A 16,045-nucleotide genomic window follows, 5' to 3' on the forward strand; every position below is an offset into this window, starting at 1 on the left:
CCTTGTTTTGCGGAGCAAAATGTCTGCTATGCCTGCATAGCATGTGCCCTTGCAGGAGCAGAGGATTTTACTCCTTGTTTTGCGAAGCAAAATGTCTGCTATGCATGCTATGCCTAATAGCTTGCATAGCATGTGCCCTTGCAGGAGCAGAGGATTTTACTCCTCCTACTTAAATATGCCTTTGTTTTTATCTAAAAGCGCCAAAACTTCCGGTTCTGTTGCCAGTTCCTCGGAAAATGCCGATGCACTTCCAGTACAAACCCCCATCTGGAAAGCTTCTTTATAGCTTCCCGTCTTTAAATAACCTGTTACAAATCCGGCTACCATGGAGTCCCCGGCGCCAACCGAATTGACGACCTTACCCTTTGGTGCCTCCGCCTGAAAGATGCTGCCGTCTTCAGCAACCAGCACTGCTCCGTCGCCAGCCATGGAAACGAGGACATTTCCTGCACCCTTTTCCTGCATCTTCTTTGCGTAAGTGATCACATCTTCTTTTTCTGTTATTTTCACACCGAAAATCTCACCAAGCTCATGATTATTCGGTTTAATTAAAAACGGATGATACTGTAATACATTTACGAGCAGATCTTTTGTCGCATCCACAACAATCTTTAAATCCTTATCTGCAAGATATTTCATGATATCCATGTAGATGGTCTGCGGCATCACATCCGGGATACTTCCCGCCATAACCAAAACATCTCCATCTGAAAGCCGATCCAGTTTTTCATAAAGTGTTTTTATGTCAGCTTCTGATATCGCCGGTCCCTGTCCGTTGATCTCACTCTCCTCGTCGGAACGCATTTTTACATTGATCCTTGTCATTCCTTCTTTTACCGGAATAAAATCCGCCCGGATTCCTTTTTCCCTGATCAGACGCTCCAGTTCGTTTCCGGTAAATCCGGCATAAAACCCAAGTGCCGTGTTCTCCAGTCCAAGATTTTTTAACACCATGGATACATTGATTCCTTTTCCACCCGGAAAAATCTTCTCCTCTGATGTCCGGTTGACCATTCCGCAGGTGAAATGCGGAACTGTCACAATGTAGTCCAGTGATGGATTAAATGTAACAGTGTAAATCATTTTCTCAGTCTCCTTTCTGCTTTTCCCTCGTTTTTGTTCCGCAGGTCTTTGTATTTTTTATACTTCAATTACATTTTTACATTTACGGTACGCAGGTTTTGTAAGACCTGTCGTGATGACCTTTGCACTCTCAAACGGAGCAAATGTCACACTTGATATCTGATTGAACTTGCTGTCATCTGCTAAGATATAACATTCTCTGCAGTTCTCCATGGAACGTTTTTTTACGAGTGCTTCCTTCAGCTCCGGTGTGGAAAATCCACGCTGCACGCTGATTCCGTTTGCTCCCCAGAATCCCTTTGTAAAATTATATTTTTCAACCGAAGAGACCGCTTCCTCTCCAACGATTGCCTCTGTCACCGTCTTGAACTCGCCGCCAAGAATATATACCGTACAACCTTTCTGCGCAAGTTTTTTTGCATGTGTGATCGCATTTGTCACAAACACTGCCTGTCTGACCGTAATAAAATCGATCATCAGATCCGTCGTCGTACCTGCATCAATATAAACAAAATCTCCAGGTTCGATCAGCCCTGCCGCATATTTTGCGATCTTTTCTTTTGCACCTTTGTTCCGTTCTCTACGCTGCATGACTTCGTCATCTTCCGTACTGTATAAGGTGTTTTTTAAAATCGCACCACCATGGACTTTAATGAGCTGTCCATTTGCGTCCAGTGTGTTTAAATCTCTCCGGATCGTTGACTCTGATGCATCCAGTTCTGTCATAAGCTGCTGAACGGTCACGCTGCCCATACTCTCTAGTATGGATAAAATTCTTGTAAATCTTTCTTCTGTCAGCATATCTTTTCCTCCAATTTCATTCACAACCGTTCAAATTCGTTCATCTTTGATAGCTTTATTATATGATTCCATTCCGTCACAGTCAATCAAAATCCGTCAAAATCATTCACAAAAATTCATTTTAAAAATTGTGAAATATGCAAAAAAACTGTCGCAAGAATCAGTCCTGTTTCTTTACCAGGAAGCTGTTTCTTACGACAGTCTTTATATTTTTAATCTAATTTATACTAATCGCTGCTTTTTCACACTGCTTTCCGTGATTGCACGATCATGACCGTTTTACTCCCCTTTTTTAAAACGTGCGATCGCGTCTTTGACGTCATCCGCAAAAATTTCAACCACCTCTGCATTTTTCGTCTTATACCGTATGATACCCATTTCCTCAAATGTCTGTCCGGCAATATAACACCGCAATGCCATCAGTACGCCACTGTGCGTTACGATCAACACATCTTCCGTCTCCCGTTCTAAGATCATTCCGAGTGTATCAAGCGCACGCCTCAGCACTTCATTGTAACATTCTCCATGCGGTGTATGGACATAACGCCTGTTGGCATCCCAGTCCTGATACTCTTTCGCATTTTCCTGCGTAATGCTTTCCCAGCTTCTGCCTTCCCAGTCGCCCATATCCATTTCCCGCAGACCATCCGCCGCAATACATGGAATATCAAGCGCGATCGCCGCCTCCTGTGCCGTCTGTGCTGCACGAAGCTGTGGGGATGTATATGCCCGCACAACCTGAAGAGTCCCTTCCTTTTTCCGATCCAGAAGCATGTCCGCAAGCTCTTTTGCCTGCTGCTTTCCTGTCTCATTCAACGGCACATCTGTCTTGCCCTGTATTTTCTTTTTTACATTCCAGTCCGTCTCTCCGTGACGTACAAAATATAAAATCATTGATTTCTCCTCTTTTGGGTGATGTTGTCATAAATCAAGTATAAGCAATTCGTTTTGATTTGTCTATGTGAATCCATACAACGGCAGATTCTTCTTGCAATTTATGATTTCCCCATGTATACTACATCTATCGCAATTCAATTTTATTTTCATAGAATCATTTTCTGAATACCACTCTTTTCATTGTTACTGTTCAGAGGTAAACTTGTAACAAAAGAACCGATGGTATAGACTAATCGTAGTCAAAACCATCGGTTTTCTTATGCAAATATTTCTGCAATCTCGCGGAACAGATTGGTCTGCTCTTTTCTGCGCATCAAAACCAGCATGCTCATGCATTTACAGAGATGGTCGATGCTTGACGGACTCCGGAATGACACAGCCTGCGCCTGTTTTCTTTTATATTTTCTCAGCAGCCGTTCGGCTTCGTTATTCGTGGCAGGTACATTCTTATTATGGAGGAAAAGAAGATGATCTTTCTTATACTTTTTCATCCTTTTGTACAGGTTGTATCCATCACGGTAGTATTTCCCAGGCGGCTCATAGTCGTATTCATCCCCAGCTATGGACAGGATTGTTTTATAACGTTCTTCAAATTCGGAGACGGTCTGCGGATCTGGCTCTTCTGATTCAGATAAACCATTCCGGTAATGGATCATTTCCTGTATCAGGGAATGCATCTGCCTGTTCCAGGTACGGTCCTTTTCGTTGTCCATGCTGTCTTTCAGATAACGCAGTACATGTGCAAGGCATTCCTGGTGGCCGGTTCCATACTTATAAAAGGTTACATCATGATCGTGGACCAGTGTCCCCTGATAGTCTTCAACGACCGTGCCCTTTATTCCATCGTGTCCCTTTTTGCCCCTGGCAAAATAGAGCACACCGCCATCCGGAACCGCACATACAAATACATACGAACTTTCCCCGTTTACACAGGCATTGGTACAGTCTGTATGCATGACAGGGGAAAGCAGCATATCGCAGAAAATCTCTTTACGCTGGGATTCTGTTTTTTGGGCAAATGACCGGCAGAGATTATTGATCATGCCTTTTGATATGTTTATTTTTCCATCTGTCAGATCAGACAAAAACCTGCGGCTTTTATCAATTGATGTACAGCAGTCATTATTCAGCAGAAACAGGAAAGCACGTAAATTTCCTCCATAGTTAACGTCATCAATGACTCCCTGTGGAAATGGTGCATGGATCCGTTCACCTGTTTTGGAATTATAGTACACATCGGCATGATACTCGGTCACATGCACTTCTACGCTGATGTCGATTTTCTGCTTTGTAATGGTTTTCGATGTTTTCTTAAAGTCAGGGTCATGGAGTACTTCTTCGGGTGCCGGAAGATAGATTTCCCTTGTCGGGGTGAGTTTCTTTCTGCAGTGCCCCCTGTGTCCTGGCTGTCCACCGGGTTTCCTTCCTGTTTTTTCGCGGCTGTTGGATATTTTTTTGCGGGCGATAGATTTTGAAGACGGGATGGATGAGTTTTCATAGTTCCGGTTAATCTGTGCCGTCAGTTTCTGTACTTTTTGTTTTTCATCATCAAGCTCTGTCTTTACTTTGTAAAGTTCCCGTCTCTGGGAAGTTACTTTTTCAAGGGCGGTGTCGCGCTGTTTTTCTGCACGGATGGCCCTTTTTTCCATCATATCCGCCTTTTTTACTGCTTCGGCGACCATACGGTCGCATTCTTTTTGCAGCTGTTCAAAAATCTCAAACCATTGATTCCGAATCGTAATGGCATGGCTGTGTTCTTTTGCTACAGCTGCTTCCAGTTTTGCAATTCTGCGTTCCAGGGCACGCACCTGTGTAAGGTGCTGTTTTTCCATTCGGATATATTTTTCTCCCGATTGAAAGGCTGCAAGTTCTTCCTGTGCTGCTTTCAGCCTGTATTGAAGTACTGTAATGGTTTCAAAAGAATTCCCCATCCCCATGCCGCGTCCTTTCCTTAAATGTTTGTCAGATCATCAATGATTTTTTCTAATTCTGCATTATGTTCCTCAAGGGATTTGATCAATGAGGACTGGGTTTCGATGACCCTGTGCTGTAGTCCGTTTGTATGCTCAAGACTGCCTATAAGTTCTTCATATGCTTTGAGTTTGCTTTTATCATCTGCGTTCATTTGTGCCTCCTTAAGTATAGGATAAGTATAGCAGAAACAGGGACGAATGGGAAATCGGACGAATTACGGGACTGGCAGAATGACGGTGGATAACCGGCAGAAAAATGAAAGAAGCAGGAGTGGAAATCCGTATTCCAGCCATGTAAAAGCAGGAAAACATGCAGGTACTGTTTATAATTTCAAAAGAAAAAGCAGGATTCGGAAGTCGTTAACGAGACTTCCCATCCTGCTTGAGTTTATCCACAAATATATTTTTTTAAATTTCGTCAGTTTTTACAATGGTCTGAACAGTAACTTTCATTCCGGCATTTCGCCAGCTATTTCAGAAAACTATTGTGAAAAACACCTAAATTTTTTATAATTAAAGGAGAAAACTACATGGGGAAAAACAAAAGAAAACGCAGTCACACAAAACATGTTTTTGTGCAGAAGAAGTACCGGGATGCCTTATTCCGCAGAATTTTTAATGAGAAACCGGTTTTGCTGGAACTGTACAATGCCCTGAATCAGACAGATTACGATGATGCAGATGAACTGATCTTTTACACGATCGATGATGTGATCTATCTCGGATATAAAAATGATGTATCATTTATTGTCCGTGGTACATTAAATCTGTATGAACACCAGAGTACCTTAAACCCAAACATGCCGATCCGCGGACTGATCTATTTCGGCAAACAGTATGAAAGCTATATCAAACAAAATAACCTGAACATTTAGGGGAAAAAACTGCTTTCACTGCCGTTTCCCCAGTTTGTTATTTTTTATAATGGGGTTGAACCGTTGGAAGATAATAAAGATTACATAGAGCTGCATCTTTCAGATGCGTTTATATGTGCTGAATCAAACCACCTGACAACAGATGCTGCATCCAGACAGCCAGTCGTCACTACCGATATTCCTGTTTCTGATATTGATGTCCCTGACTCCGCTGCGCAAAATACGTCCAGCGCCATCGGCACCCGCCCCTGCTTAGAGTGCACTGCGAGGGTTTACAACATTAATTACGGACACAATCAGGAACTGATGGCACGATGCCGGACTTTAGAGGAATATTCCATTCTGATCGGCAGAATTTCTTCGAAGGTCAGAACCGGTATTCCATTAGAACAGGCAGCGGATGCCGCTGTACAGGAATGTATCAGGAACGGTATCCTAAAGGATTTTCTTATCAAACACAGATCGGAGGTCGTTGGTATGTTATTGGAAGAATTCGATATGGATGAGTATATTAAGATGGAACGCAGGGACAGCTATGCGGATGGACATGAGGATGGCTTAGCGATGGGTTTAGCGGAGGGTTTAGCGGAGGGCAAACGTCTTGAGCAATTACACATCATCCACAACATGTTCCAGGAAAATATTCCTGCACAAAGCTGTGCTAAACTGCTTAACAAGGATACTGCTTTTATTGATAAAGTATATTCACTGTGCCAGGCTCACCCTGACTGGTCAGATGAAGATCTTTACAATTCACTAAAAGAAAATTAAACTCATTATTTCAAACAACAGACTACACACTCCACGCATATTCTATTTTCAAAAACACCTGTAATTACATGCCCAACAACATATAATTACAGGTGTTTTTATTACTGAAATATTTCTTTTTTACAGATCACATAGGAAATCCCTGCCACAACCACTTCCGTGATCCAGAACGCATGCCAGACGCCCGCAGCCCCCAATATTTTACTCAAAATAAATGCCAATGGTAAAATAACTGCTATGTACCTGAGCACAGAAATTACCAACGATTCTTTTCCCTTTCCCAGTCCTTCCAACGCACCTGATACCGTGACGGAGACCGATGACGCAATAAATCCAATGCTGATCAGACGAAGCGCCTCTTTTCCAAATTGTATCGTCTCCGGATTACTGGTAAACAATCCAATGAGCGTCTGCGGCACTGCCATACAAAGTATCGTTCCGATTACCATGACCCCCGCGATCAATACCAGCGCTGACCGGAAAATTTCTCTGACACGCTTTGACTCTCCCGCACCGTAGTTATATCCGATCAGAGGACGCATCCCCTGCACGACACCATTTCCTGTCAGATATAAAAATGTCTGTAATTTAAAATAAGCCCCAAGTACAAGTACATAGCTGGCAGAATAAACCGCAAGAATCGCATTTAATGCAGAGACCTGTACAGACGGCAGCGCGATGCTCAATGTTGCCGGGACACCGATCGAATACATTTTCCTGCTAAGTTCCGCTTCCGGTTTCATATCTTTCCATCTTATCTTTACCGGAATCGGTTTAAAAAAATAAAACAGCAGATAGCTGACAAGAGAAGCCATCTGACCGATCCCGGTTGCGATAGCAGCTCCCCGGATCCCCATTTCAGGAAAGAAACCAATTCCAAATATCATAAAAGGATCTAAGATAATATTGGTCACACAGCCGATCAGCATACAAAGCATGGACGTTTTCATGCGCCCTGCCGACTGAAAAATCTTTTCAAAACAAAGACCTGCCGCATTGGGTACTGCAAAAAGAAATACGATCTGCGCATATGCCGCGCCCATGTCTATGATCGACCTTTTATCTGTAAACATGGCAAGAAAAGGTGCTGCGGCTGCAATACAGACTACCGCTAAGATCAGTCCGTGGATCATATTAAAAAGTGTTCCCAGCGACGCTGCTTTATCCGCCGTGTTCTGCTTTTGTGCTCCAAGAAAATATGCGATTGTCGCATTGATTCCGATTGCAAATCCGATAACAACTGCATTGACCAGATTCTGCAATGGGAACACCAAAGAAAGTGCCGTCATCGCATCTTCGCTGATGCGCGCCACAAAATAACTGTCAATGATATTGTAGAGCGCATTGACTAACATGGAAAATGTCATTGGCAATGCCATGGAGATCACAAGCGGCATGACCGGTTTTTCTTTCATAAAATTCTGGTTCATTTTTCATTCCTTTCGTTTCATGACATGAGGACACATCGTGGTTTCAGACTTCTTAATTGGCAGATTCCACAAAACCGGGACTGCTTATGTGCAATCTGACAACAAAAAAACGCCACACAGTTGCAAATCATTGCAGCTGTGTGGCGAAAAATAGAGTTCATCACTCAAGAAAAGTCCACTCCATAAAATGGTTTTGGAACTATATTATAACCAGTAAATTTTATTTCTGTCAAGTAAATCTTATTTTGCAATATCAATACGCACCAGTGCTTTGCGAAGTGCAAATTCAGCACGTTTGACATCGATTGCCTCTGTCCGGTGGGCAAGCCGTTCCTCGGCACGCTGACGCGCAGCTTCAGCACGGTTCTTGTCGATCTCATTCGGCCACTCTGCAATCTCTGCGAGAAGTGTTACCTTATCCGGCAGAATTTCCGCAAAGCCGGAATGTACTGCCGCGATCACGTCATCTTCACCCGTCTTGTGGATCTTTACGATGCCGGGTGCTAACACGGTCGTGAGCGGAATATGCTTTTTATACACACCGATCTCACCGGAGGCAGTGGTAAACTCGATCATATCACCCTCACCTGTATAAAAAACACGATCCGGCGTAATGATCTCTACCTGAAAGAGTCTGTTTTCTTCTGCCATACACACCCTCCATTATTACTGCATCTTTGCGCGGACATCATCGATCGTACCTGCATTTAAGAAATAACTCTCCGGTACATCATCATGCTTTCCTTCAAGAATCTCCTTAAATCCGCGGATTGTCTCTGCAATCGGAACATATTTTCCATCCAGACCGGTAAACTGTGTTGCAACGAAGAACGGCTGGGATAAGAATCTCTGTACCTTTCTTGCACGGCTTACAACCAGTTTATCATCCTCGGAAAGCTCGTCCATACCAAGGATTGCAATGATATCCTGCAATTCTTTGTATTTCTGTAAGATCTCCTGCACACCGCGGGCTACCTCAAAGTGCTCCTGGCCAACGATACGCGGGTCTAAGATACGGGAAGTAGAACCAAGCGGATCCACTGCCGGATAAATACCGAGTTCTGCGATAGAACGCTCAAGTACGGTCGTTGCATCCAGATGTGCGAACGTGGTTGCCGGAGCCGGGTCTGTCAAGTCATCCGCAGGCACATAAACCGCCTGAACGGAAGTGATAGAACCGTTCTTTGTAGATGTGATACGCTCCTGCAGAGCACCCATCTCTGTCTGTAATGTCGGCTGGTAACCTACGGCGGAAGGCATACGTCCTAACAGCGCGGATACCTCAGATCCTGCCTGTGTAAAACGGAAAATATTGTCAATGAAGAGCAATACATCCTTACCGCCTTTATCACGGAAATACTCTGCCATCGTAAGACCTGTTAAGGCAACACGCATACGTGCTCCTGGCGGCTCGTTCATCTGTCCGAACACCATGGTGGTCTTATCGATAACTCCTGATTCTTTCATTTCATAGTAAAGGTCATTTCCCTCACGGGTACGCTCACCAACGCCGGTAAATACGGAATATCCACCGTGCTCGGTTGCGATATTGTGGATCAGCTCCTGGATTAAAACGGTTTTACCTACACCGGCACCACCGAACAATCCGATCTTACCACCTTTCTGGTAAGGGCAGAGAAGATCTACGACCTTGATACCTGTCTCTAACATCTCCTGGGATGTTGCCTGTTCCTCAAATGCAGGAGCAGGTCTGTGGATCGGCCATTTTTCCACGCCGGCCGGAGGATCGATCTCGTCGATCGGATCTCCTAATACATTAAACATTCTGCCCAATGTATTCTCACCTACCGGCACACTGATCGGTCCGCCGGCTGCAACTGCATCCATGCCGCGGACTAATCCATCGGTTGATCCCATTGCGATACATCTGACTGTATCATCGCCCAGATGCTGGGAAACCTCAACGGTCAATTCTTTTCCCGCCTGATCGCCTCTTAACGGGATACGAATCGCATCGTTGATCTCCGGCAGATTGCCCTCTGTGAATTTAATATCCAGAACGGCACCGATAATCTGGGTAATCTTACCGATATTATTTGCCATCGCTTCTTTCTCCTTGTAATCAAATTTTGTGCTGCTGTCTTTTTATTCGATTGCAGATTACCTGCAGCTTCATCTGCTTATCCAGAGATTGCCGACGCACCGGCAATGATCTCTGTTAATTCCTGTGTAATCGAGCCCTGACGTGCCCGGTTATATTTGAGCGTCAGATCACTGATCATATCCTCTGCATTGCTCGTTGCAGAATCCATCGCCTGCATTCTCGCACCGTTTTCACTGGCAACTGCCTCCACGAGTGCACCATAAAACAGGCTTGTAACGTATTTTGGAATGATCATATCAAGTGCTTCTGTCTCATTCGGCTCATAATTCATCAGAACATTTGCCTCTGCTGCTGCGCCGAGTTCTTCTTCATCAAACTCGATCGGAAGCAGCTTCATCAGCTTCGGTTCGTGTACGACTGTATTTTTAAAATGTGTATACACAAGATAAATCTCGCCGATCGTGCCATTGGTATAATCCGCAAGCACCTTCTTGCAGAGTTCTGCCGCATCATCATAAGACGGGGACTCAATGATATAGGAGTCATCCTCTTTGATATGATAGCCGCGGCGTTCTAATACCTCGCGTCCCTTTCCACCGATGGCATAGATCTCTACATCATCTTTGGAAAAGTCACTTCCCGTAACCAGCTTGATCAGGTTGGAGTTGTATCCACCGGCAAGTCCACGGTTGGATGTGATCACAACGATCGCTTTCTTTGTGGAAGTACCTTTTTTCAGATATGGATGATCGATCCCACCTGATCTTGCAAGCATGGAAGTAACGGTCTGGTACATATAGTTCGAATATGGATTCGTCTGTTCTGCCCTGCTTTTTGCTTTCTGCAGTTTTACGGTTGAAACAAGCTTCATGGCTTTTGTGATCTGCTGCGTACTCTGTATGCTGCTTTTTCTTCGTTTAATGTCCCTCATTGAGGCCATAACAACTTCCTCCTTTTTTTGGCGAAGTCCTGCTTGTTACGCTTATTTCAAGAAATCTGCCTTACATTCTTCGATTGCTTTGACGAGTTTTGCCTCGGTCTCATCACTGATGACTTTCTCTGTGCGGATTGCTTCCGGTACATCCGGATATTTGGTATCCACATACTCAAACAGTGCTTTTTCAAACGGTAAAACCTGTTCTACCGGAATATCCAGAAGATATTTTCTGGTTGCAGCATAGATGATGATGACCTGTTTTTCAACCGGCATCGGCTGATACTGCGGCTGTTTTAACATCTCACGGATTCTGGCACCCTGTGCTAACTTCTCTGTCGTGTCGGCATCGAGCTCAGAACCAAACTGTGCAAATGCTGCAAGCTCTCTGTACTGTGCCAGCTCGACACGGATCGGTGCTGCAATCTTCTTCATAGCCTTGATCTGTGCGGAACCACCTACACGGGATACCGAAAGACCCGCATTGATCGCCGGACGGAAACCGGAGTTAAACATCTCTGTCTCAAGATAGATCTGACCATCGGTGATAGAGATAACGTTTGTCGGGATATATGCCGAAACGTCACCAGCCTGTGTCTCGATGATCGGCAGTGCAGTCAGGGAACCTCCGCCAAGTTTGTCGGAAAGTCTTGCCGCACGCTCTAAGAGTCTTGAGTGCAGGTAGAATACATCTCCCGGATAAGCCTCACGTCCTGGTGGACGTTTTAAGAGCAAGGAGAGTGTACGGTATGCGGCTGCGTGCTTACTTAAATCATCGTAAACAACGAGAACATCTTCTCCGTTCTCCATCCATTCCTCACCGATCGCACATCCTGCATACGGTGCAATATACTGTAATGGTGCAAGCTCACTTGCAGTGGAAGCAACCACTGTCGTGTAGGACATTGCCCCAAATTCTTCCAATGTTTTTACCAGAGCGGCAACTGTGGAAGCCTTCTGTCCGATGGCAACGTAAATACATTTTACGCCCTGTCCCTTCTGGTTGATGATCGTATCGATCGCAATCGCTGTCTTACCGGTCTGTCTGTCACCGATGATCAGCTCACGCTGTCCACGTCCGATCGGCACCATGGAATCGATTGCCTTGATACCGGTCTGTAACGGTGTATCTACGGATTTTCTGGAAATAACACCCGATGCGACACGCTCGATCTGACGATATTTGTTCGTCTCGATCGGTCCTTTGCCGTCGATCGGCTGTCCTAACGCATTGACAACTCGTCCTAACATGGCGTCACCGACCGGAACCTCTACTACTCGTCCGGTGGTCTTTACGGTATCACCCTCGTTGACATTGCGCTGCGCACCTAAAAGTACGGCACCGACATTGTCTTCCTCAAGGTTTAATACCATTCCATATACTTCTCCCGGAAATTCCAGAAGCTCGCCCTGCATTGCGTTGTCAAGACCGTGAATACGTGCGATACCATCTGCTACCTGAATAACGGTACCAACGTCAGCTACCTCTAACTGCGCTGCATACCTTTTGATCTGTTCTTTAATTACGGAACTTATTTCTTCTGGTCTTAAATTCATGAAGCGCATTCACCTGCTTTCAACTGTATTTTTGACAATTCGCGTGTCAGATCATTTAATTTGGTCCGGACACTGGAATCAACGACTCTGTCGCCGATGCGAATCACCATTCCGCCTATCAGTGCGGAATCCACTGCATAATGCATCTCAAATTTCACATACTTTGTAGTCTCTAACAATCTTTTCTCCACTGCTGCTTTCTGCGCTTCGGATAATTCCATTGCCGATGTCACATAAGCGGTTCCGATGTTCTTATACTCCTTGACACAGTCAATGAAATAATCCAGCACCGTATCCACTTTTGCGAAATGACCTTTTTCTACAATCAGGCGGAGCAGTCCAACAAACTCCGCGGAAATCTTTTCTGCAAATATGTCTTCTATGATCTTTACTTTTTCTTCTTTAACGATTTTTGGATGACTCATTAATTTGAAGAGCTCAGGATTCTCATTCAAAGCGGCTTTTACTGCCACTGCCTCATCCCGGAATTCATCCATCCTTCCGCTCTCTAGCGCAACTTCAAACAATGCATCACCGTATGTTTTTGATACTAGCTTTGCCATGTCGAATCACCCATTTCTTTCAATGTTTCTTCTACCAGCGTATCCTGCACGGTCGCATCGATATTTGCTGCAACAACTTTTGCCGCCATCATGGATGCAACTGTGATCATTTCCTGTTTTACTTCATCCATTGCACGCTTCTTAGAAAGCTCTGCTTCTTCGTTGGCTCTCTTTATGATGCGCGCCGCTTCTTCTTTTGCGTCACTCTCAATGCGGGCTGCATTTTTCTGCGCCGTCTTGCGGGCCTCGCTTAAGATCTGCTCTGCCTCTTTATCGACTTCTTTTAACTTCGCATCATATTCTGCTTTGAGTGCTGCTGCGTCCTGTTTGTCCGTTTCTGCAGTCTTAATATCGGCTGCGATACGGTTCTTTCTGTCATTCAGCAGCTTGCGTGCCGGTTCAAACAGCATCTTGGACATGAATAAAAATAAGAAAAATACTGCTAACGCCATCAAAACCACATCATGCAGTAACTGAAAATCCAGTCCAAAAAGTCTTGTCATTTCCTCCAAGGTTCGGCCTCCTTTCCAATTTTTTTATTCCAAGAATGGAGCGCCATTCATTAGCCTAAAGGCTGTACGAACAGTAAGAGCATTGCGATCAAGAGTCCGTAAAGACCTGTTGTCTCTGCAACTGCCTGTCCTAAAAGCATGGTTGACATGATATCTCCTTTTGCACCCGGATTGCGTCCAACTGCTGCTGCACCATGTCCTGCTGCGATACCCTGTCCAATACCAGGTCCGATACCGGCGATAACTGCCAGACCTGCACCGATAGCTGAACATGCCATAATTAAATCGTGTCCTGTGATATTCATATAAATCCTCCTTGTTTTGCGAAGCAAAATCCGAACCCTCTGGTGAGGAGAGGATTTTACTCCTAAATATTATTATTCTTGTTCGTAGTTCTGACCAATGTATGTCATTGTCAACATACAGAATACATACGTCTGAATTGCTCCTGAGAACAAGTCAAAGTATACATGGAGTGCTGCCGGCCAGATGATTGCTATTTTGCTCAGCAGTCCATAAACCAGTGCCATCATAACGGTTCCTGACAATACGTTTGCGAAAAGACGCAAGGACAATGAAATCGGCACTGCGATCTCACTGATCACATTAATCGGAAACCAGATTGGCAGCCATGGCGGCAATGGGGAACACATATCTGTCCAGATCTGCCTGATCGGCAGATTCTTAAACTGCGTGATATGGATCAGGAAGAATGTAATAAGACCAAGTGCCAGTGTCGTACCATAGTCAGCCGTTGGTGGTCTTAATCCAAACAGACCTGAGATATTACTCATAAGAATAAAGATAAAAATGGTACTGATATAGTTGACAAACTTCGGTGCTGCCACTTTTCCCATGGTGCCGTTTACCATGTTATCCAGCATTTCTACCATCAGCTCGATAACATTCTGAAATCCCCCGGGGATCTCCTTTGCATGTTTGATCGCCCGGTTTCCTGCAATGGCAAGCGCCATCATAAGAAGCATAACGATCAATATGCAGACATGTGATGTCGTAATCCAGACTTTGTGTCCGAAGATCTCATACTGAACGATACCATGTATCATAAAGTCGATGTTTTCGGCTCCGGATGACATCAGAATTGCGTGATTCACTCTCTCACCTCCCTCATATGAAATTATTATCTTCACTGTCTGAAGATACATCACCTCTTCCTTGCAGTTTTTGTATTACTCTATGTGTAAAGGGCTGTAAGTACGCAGATACCTTAAGTCCCAATACCCCGATAAATGCAGTGATCAGATTTCCCAGATTCCATTTCATCATAACAAAGAAAACGATCACAACGACAGCATAGCGGAGCAGCGATTTTGCAACGATCTTCTTCTTTGCATTGTCCTCGCCGTACAGTTCCACCGCATCTCTTAACACGGTCGCAATGTTGACTGCCATACCGCACGCTAAGCTGATACCGATCAGAAGTCCTGTGGTGTACCTGACTTTATCTGTGACAAACCAGACACCCGCCAGTTCCACGATCACTCCATACACAATAATTCCCAAAACAAGTCCTGGCAATGCATCATTGATCCTTCGTAACATTTTTTCTGCCACCGTCCTGTCCGTAAATCTTTTTTGCCATTTTAAAAATGTTGGTAAATCCCGCCAGGGCTCCCATGATAAACAGCGGGATCACGATCCAGAGCATATCATATTTCCTGCCGATCCATGTACCAAACAGAGTGCACATCACGATCGGAACGATCATATTCAGTCCAAACTGCAGGATCAGTGTCAGTGCCTGAAATACCTTTCTGTTTTTTCTCACTTACATCGTTCCTCCATAAAGTACAATCTTTATTCATTATAACATTTTTCGCCATTTTGTCCATCAAATATCCGTCATTTTGTATAGATAATATTTCCTTTTTACTAATAAATATTTTAATTTTTACATGCTCATTACAAAAGAGTTTCCGTGCAATATGATCTGGTTCAAAAAGTATTTTTTCGTAAAAACGTTTTGTGAGATAAAAAAAGCATGTATGCCAGATTTCTGTATACATGCTCTTTTTATTCATGATAATAGAATGTTCACGGACTGAGCATTCTATTATTTATCACCTTCTATAATTCCAGTTCTATCCTGCGGTTTGTATGTTCATAGCGCTGCAGCACGACCCCAGCCGCATTCAGCATCTTTTTGGATGCCACAACTGCCGGTGTTGTCTCATATTTGTCGCTGTCATACACGATCCTGCGGATTCCCGACTGAATGATCGCTTTTGCACATTCATTGCAGGGAAACAGCGTAACATAGATCGTTGCGCCCTCCAAGCTTCCTCCGCGGTAATTTAAGATCGCATTGAGTTCGCTGTGCGTCGTATAAAAATATTTATTTTCTAAAGGTTCTCCCTCACGTTCCCATGGGAATTCATCATCCGAGCAGCCAGTCGGAAATCCGTTATACCCCATCGAGAGTATCTTGTGATCTTCGCTGACAATGCAGGCACCCACCTGCGTATTCGGATCTTTTGAACGCATTCCCGAAAGTACCGCAACTCCCATAAAATATTCATCCCAGCTGATATAATCTTTCCGTTTGCCGCTCATGCCAACCTCC

20 protein-coding genes are annotated in these 16,045 nt (G+C 44.4%); 3 read left to right on the top strand and 17 right to left on the bottom strand.

All coding sequences use genetic code 11. The annotated features are described in order from the left end of the window. Window positions 1–165 precede the first annotated feature (165 nt). From pfkB to RIL182_RS21425, 5 genes are all read right to left on the bottom strand, one after another. A complete protein-coding gene (pfkB, locus tag RIL182_RS19870) occupies window positions 166–1,083 on the bottom strand; it encodes a 1-phosphofructokinase (RefSeq protein ID WP_015521812.1) in 918 nt (305 codons plus the stop codon). Between the two features lie 57 nt (window positions 1,084–1,140). Then, entirely contained in the window at window positions 1,141–1,884 is a 744-nt protein-coding gene (locus RIL182_RS19875; RefSeq protein ID WP_044998456.1) for a DeoR/GlpR family DNA-binding transcription regulator, read from the bottom strand. A 279-nt stretch (window positions 1,885–2,163) separates the two neighbouring features. After that, entirely contained in the window at window positions 2,164–2,778 is a 615-nt protein-coding gene (locus RIL182_RS19880) for a histidine phosphatase family protein (RefSeq protein WP_006855420.1), read from the bottom strand. A gap of 260 nt (window positions 2,779–3,038) precedes the next feature. Beyond that, window positions 3,039–4,718 (bottom strand): IS66 family transposase, encoded by a 1,680-nt coding sequence (locus tag RIL182_RS19885; protein ID WP_134523155.1) that lies wholly within the window; start codon window positions 4,716–4,718, stop codon window positions 3,039–3,041. A 14-nt stretch (window positions 4,719–4,732) separates the two neighbouring features. Then, window positions 4,733–4,906, bottom strand: a complete 174-nt coding sequence (locus RIL182_RS21425) for a hypothetical protein (protein ID WP_006855274.1) — start codon at window positions 4,904–4,906, stop codon at window positions 4,733–4,735. Between the two features lie 46 nt (window positions 4,907–4,952). Between RIL182_RS21425 and RIL182_RS19890 the strand changes: the two genes are divergently transcribed. From RIL182_RS19890 to RIL182_RS21845, 3 genes are all read left to right on the top strand, one after another. Beyond that, entirely contained in the window at window positions 4,953–5,267 is a 315-nt protein-coding gene (locus RIL182_RS19890; protein ID WP_006855273.1) for a hypothetical protein, read from the top strand. A 17-nt stretch (window positions 5,268–5,284) separates the two neighbouring features. Beyond that, window positions 5,285–5,629: a hypothetical protein gene (locus tag RIL182_RS21840; RefSeq protein ID WP_006855272.1), complete on the top strand. Its 345-nt coding sequence runs from the start codon at window positions 5,285–5,287 to the stop codon at window positions 5,627–5,629. Between the two features lie 63 nt (window positions 5,630–5,692). Then, a complete protein-coding gene (locus RIL182_RS21845) occupies window positions 5,693–6,400 on the top strand; it encodes a hypothetical protein (RefSeq protein WP_006855271.1) in 708 nt (235 codons plus the stop codon). 101 nt (window positions 6,401–6,501) lie between these two features. Here RIL182_RS21845 and RIL182_RS19900 read toward each other — a convergent pair whose 3' ends face one another. The 12 genes from RIL182_RS19900 to RIL182_RS19955 form a co-directional block, all read right to left on the bottom strand. Beyond that, window positions 6,502–7,830, bottom strand: coding sequence for an MATE family efflux transporter (locus RIL182_RS19900; protein WP_006855270.1), 1,329 nt, complete (start codon window positions 7,828–7,830; stop codon window positions 6,502–6,504). A gap of 240 nt (window positions 7,831–8,070) precedes the next feature. Beyond that, window positions 8,071–8,481, bottom strand: coding sequence for an ATP synthase F1 subunit epsilon (atpC, locus tag RIL182_RS19905; protein WP_006855269.1), 411 nt, complete (start codon window positions 8,479–8,481; stop codon window positions 8,071–8,073). Window positions 8,482–8,496: 15 nt separating this feature from the next. Next, window positions 8,497–9,894: a F0F1 ATP synthase subunit beta gene (gene atpD / locus RIL182_RS19910; protein WP_006855268.1), complete on the bottom strand. Its 1,398-nt coding sequence runs from the start codon at window positions 9,892–9,894 to the stop codon at window positions 8,497–8,499. A 77-nt stretch (window positions 9,895–9,971) separates the two neighbouring features. After that, a complete protein-coding gene (atpG, locus tag RIL182_RS19915) occupies window positions 9,972–10,835 on the bottom strand; it encodes an ATP synthase F1 subunit gamma (protein WP_006855267.1) in 864 nt (287 codons plus the stop codon). A gap of 42 nt (window positions 10,836–10,877) precedes the next feature. Next, window positions 10,878–12,386 carry a F0F1 ATP synthase subunit alpha gene (gene atpA / locus RIL182_RS19920; RefSeq protein WP_006855266.1) on the bottom strand — a complete coding sequence of 503 codons (1,509 nt, stop codon included), beginning with the start codon at window positions 12,384–12,386 and terminating at the stop codon, window positions 10,878–10,880. After that, window positions 12,383–12,949: an ATP synthase F1 subunit delta gene (gene atpH / locus RIL182_RS19925; protein ID WP_006855265.1), complete on the bottom strand. Its 567-nt coding sequence runs from the start codon at window positions 12,947–12,949 to the stop codon at window positions 12,383–12,385. Before atpH ends, atpA begins: the two co-directional genes overlap by 4 nt. Continuing rightward, the gene (gene atpF / locus RIL182_RS19930) at window positions 12,937–13,452 is read right to left on the bottom strand and encodes a F0F1 ATP synthase subunit B (RefSeq protein WP_006855264.1); all 516 of its coding nucleotides are present in this window, start codon (window positions 13,450–13,452) and stop codon (window positions 12,937–12,939) included. The genes atpH and atpF overlap by 13 nt, the downstream gene beginning before the upstream one ends. A gap of 59 nt (window positions 13,453–13,511) precedes the next feature. Then, complete coding sequence (atpE, locus tag RIL182_RS19935) at window positions 13,512–13,766, bottom strand: ATP synthase F0 subunit C (protein WP_006855263.1); 255 nt, start codon at window positions 13,764–13,766, stop codon at window positions 13,512–13,514. Window positions 13,767–13,838: 72 nt separating this feature from the next. Continuing rightward, window positions 13,839–14,627 (bottom strand): F0F1 ATP synthase subunit A, encoded by a 789-nt coding sequence (gene atpB, locus RIL182_RS19940; RefSeq protein WP_006855262.1) that lies wholly within the window; start codon window positions 14,625–14,627, stop codon window positions 13,839–13,841. Then, entirely contained in the window at window positions 14,590–15,024 is a 435-nt protein-coding gene (locus RIL182_RS19945) for an ATP synthase subunit I (RefSeq protein ID WP_006855261.1), read from the bottom strand. The genes atpB and RIL182_RS19945 overlap by 38 nt, the downstream gene beginning before the upstream one ends. Then, window positions 15,005–15,250, bottom strand: a complete 246-nt coding sequence (locus RIL182_RS19950; RefSeq protein WP_022112587.1) for an AtpZ/AtpI family protein — start codon at window positions 15,248–15,250, stop codon at window positions 15,005–15,007. Before RIL182_RS19950 ends, RIL182_RS19945 begins: the two co-directional genes overlap by 20 nt. Window positions 15,251–15,549: 299 nt before the next feature. Further along, window positions 15,550–16,035 (bottom strand): deoxycytidylate deaminase, encoded by a 486-nt coding sequence (locus RIL182_RS19955; protein ID WP_006855258.1) that lies wholly within the window; start codon window positions 16,033–16,035, stop codon window positions 15,550–15,552. Between the last annotated feature and the right edge of the window lie 10 nt (window positions 16,036–16,045).

This window comes from Roseburia intestinalis L1-82 (assembly GCF_900537995.1).
GTDB lineage: Bacteria > Bacillota > Clostridia > Lachnospirales > Lachnospiraceae > Roseburia > Roseburia intestinalis.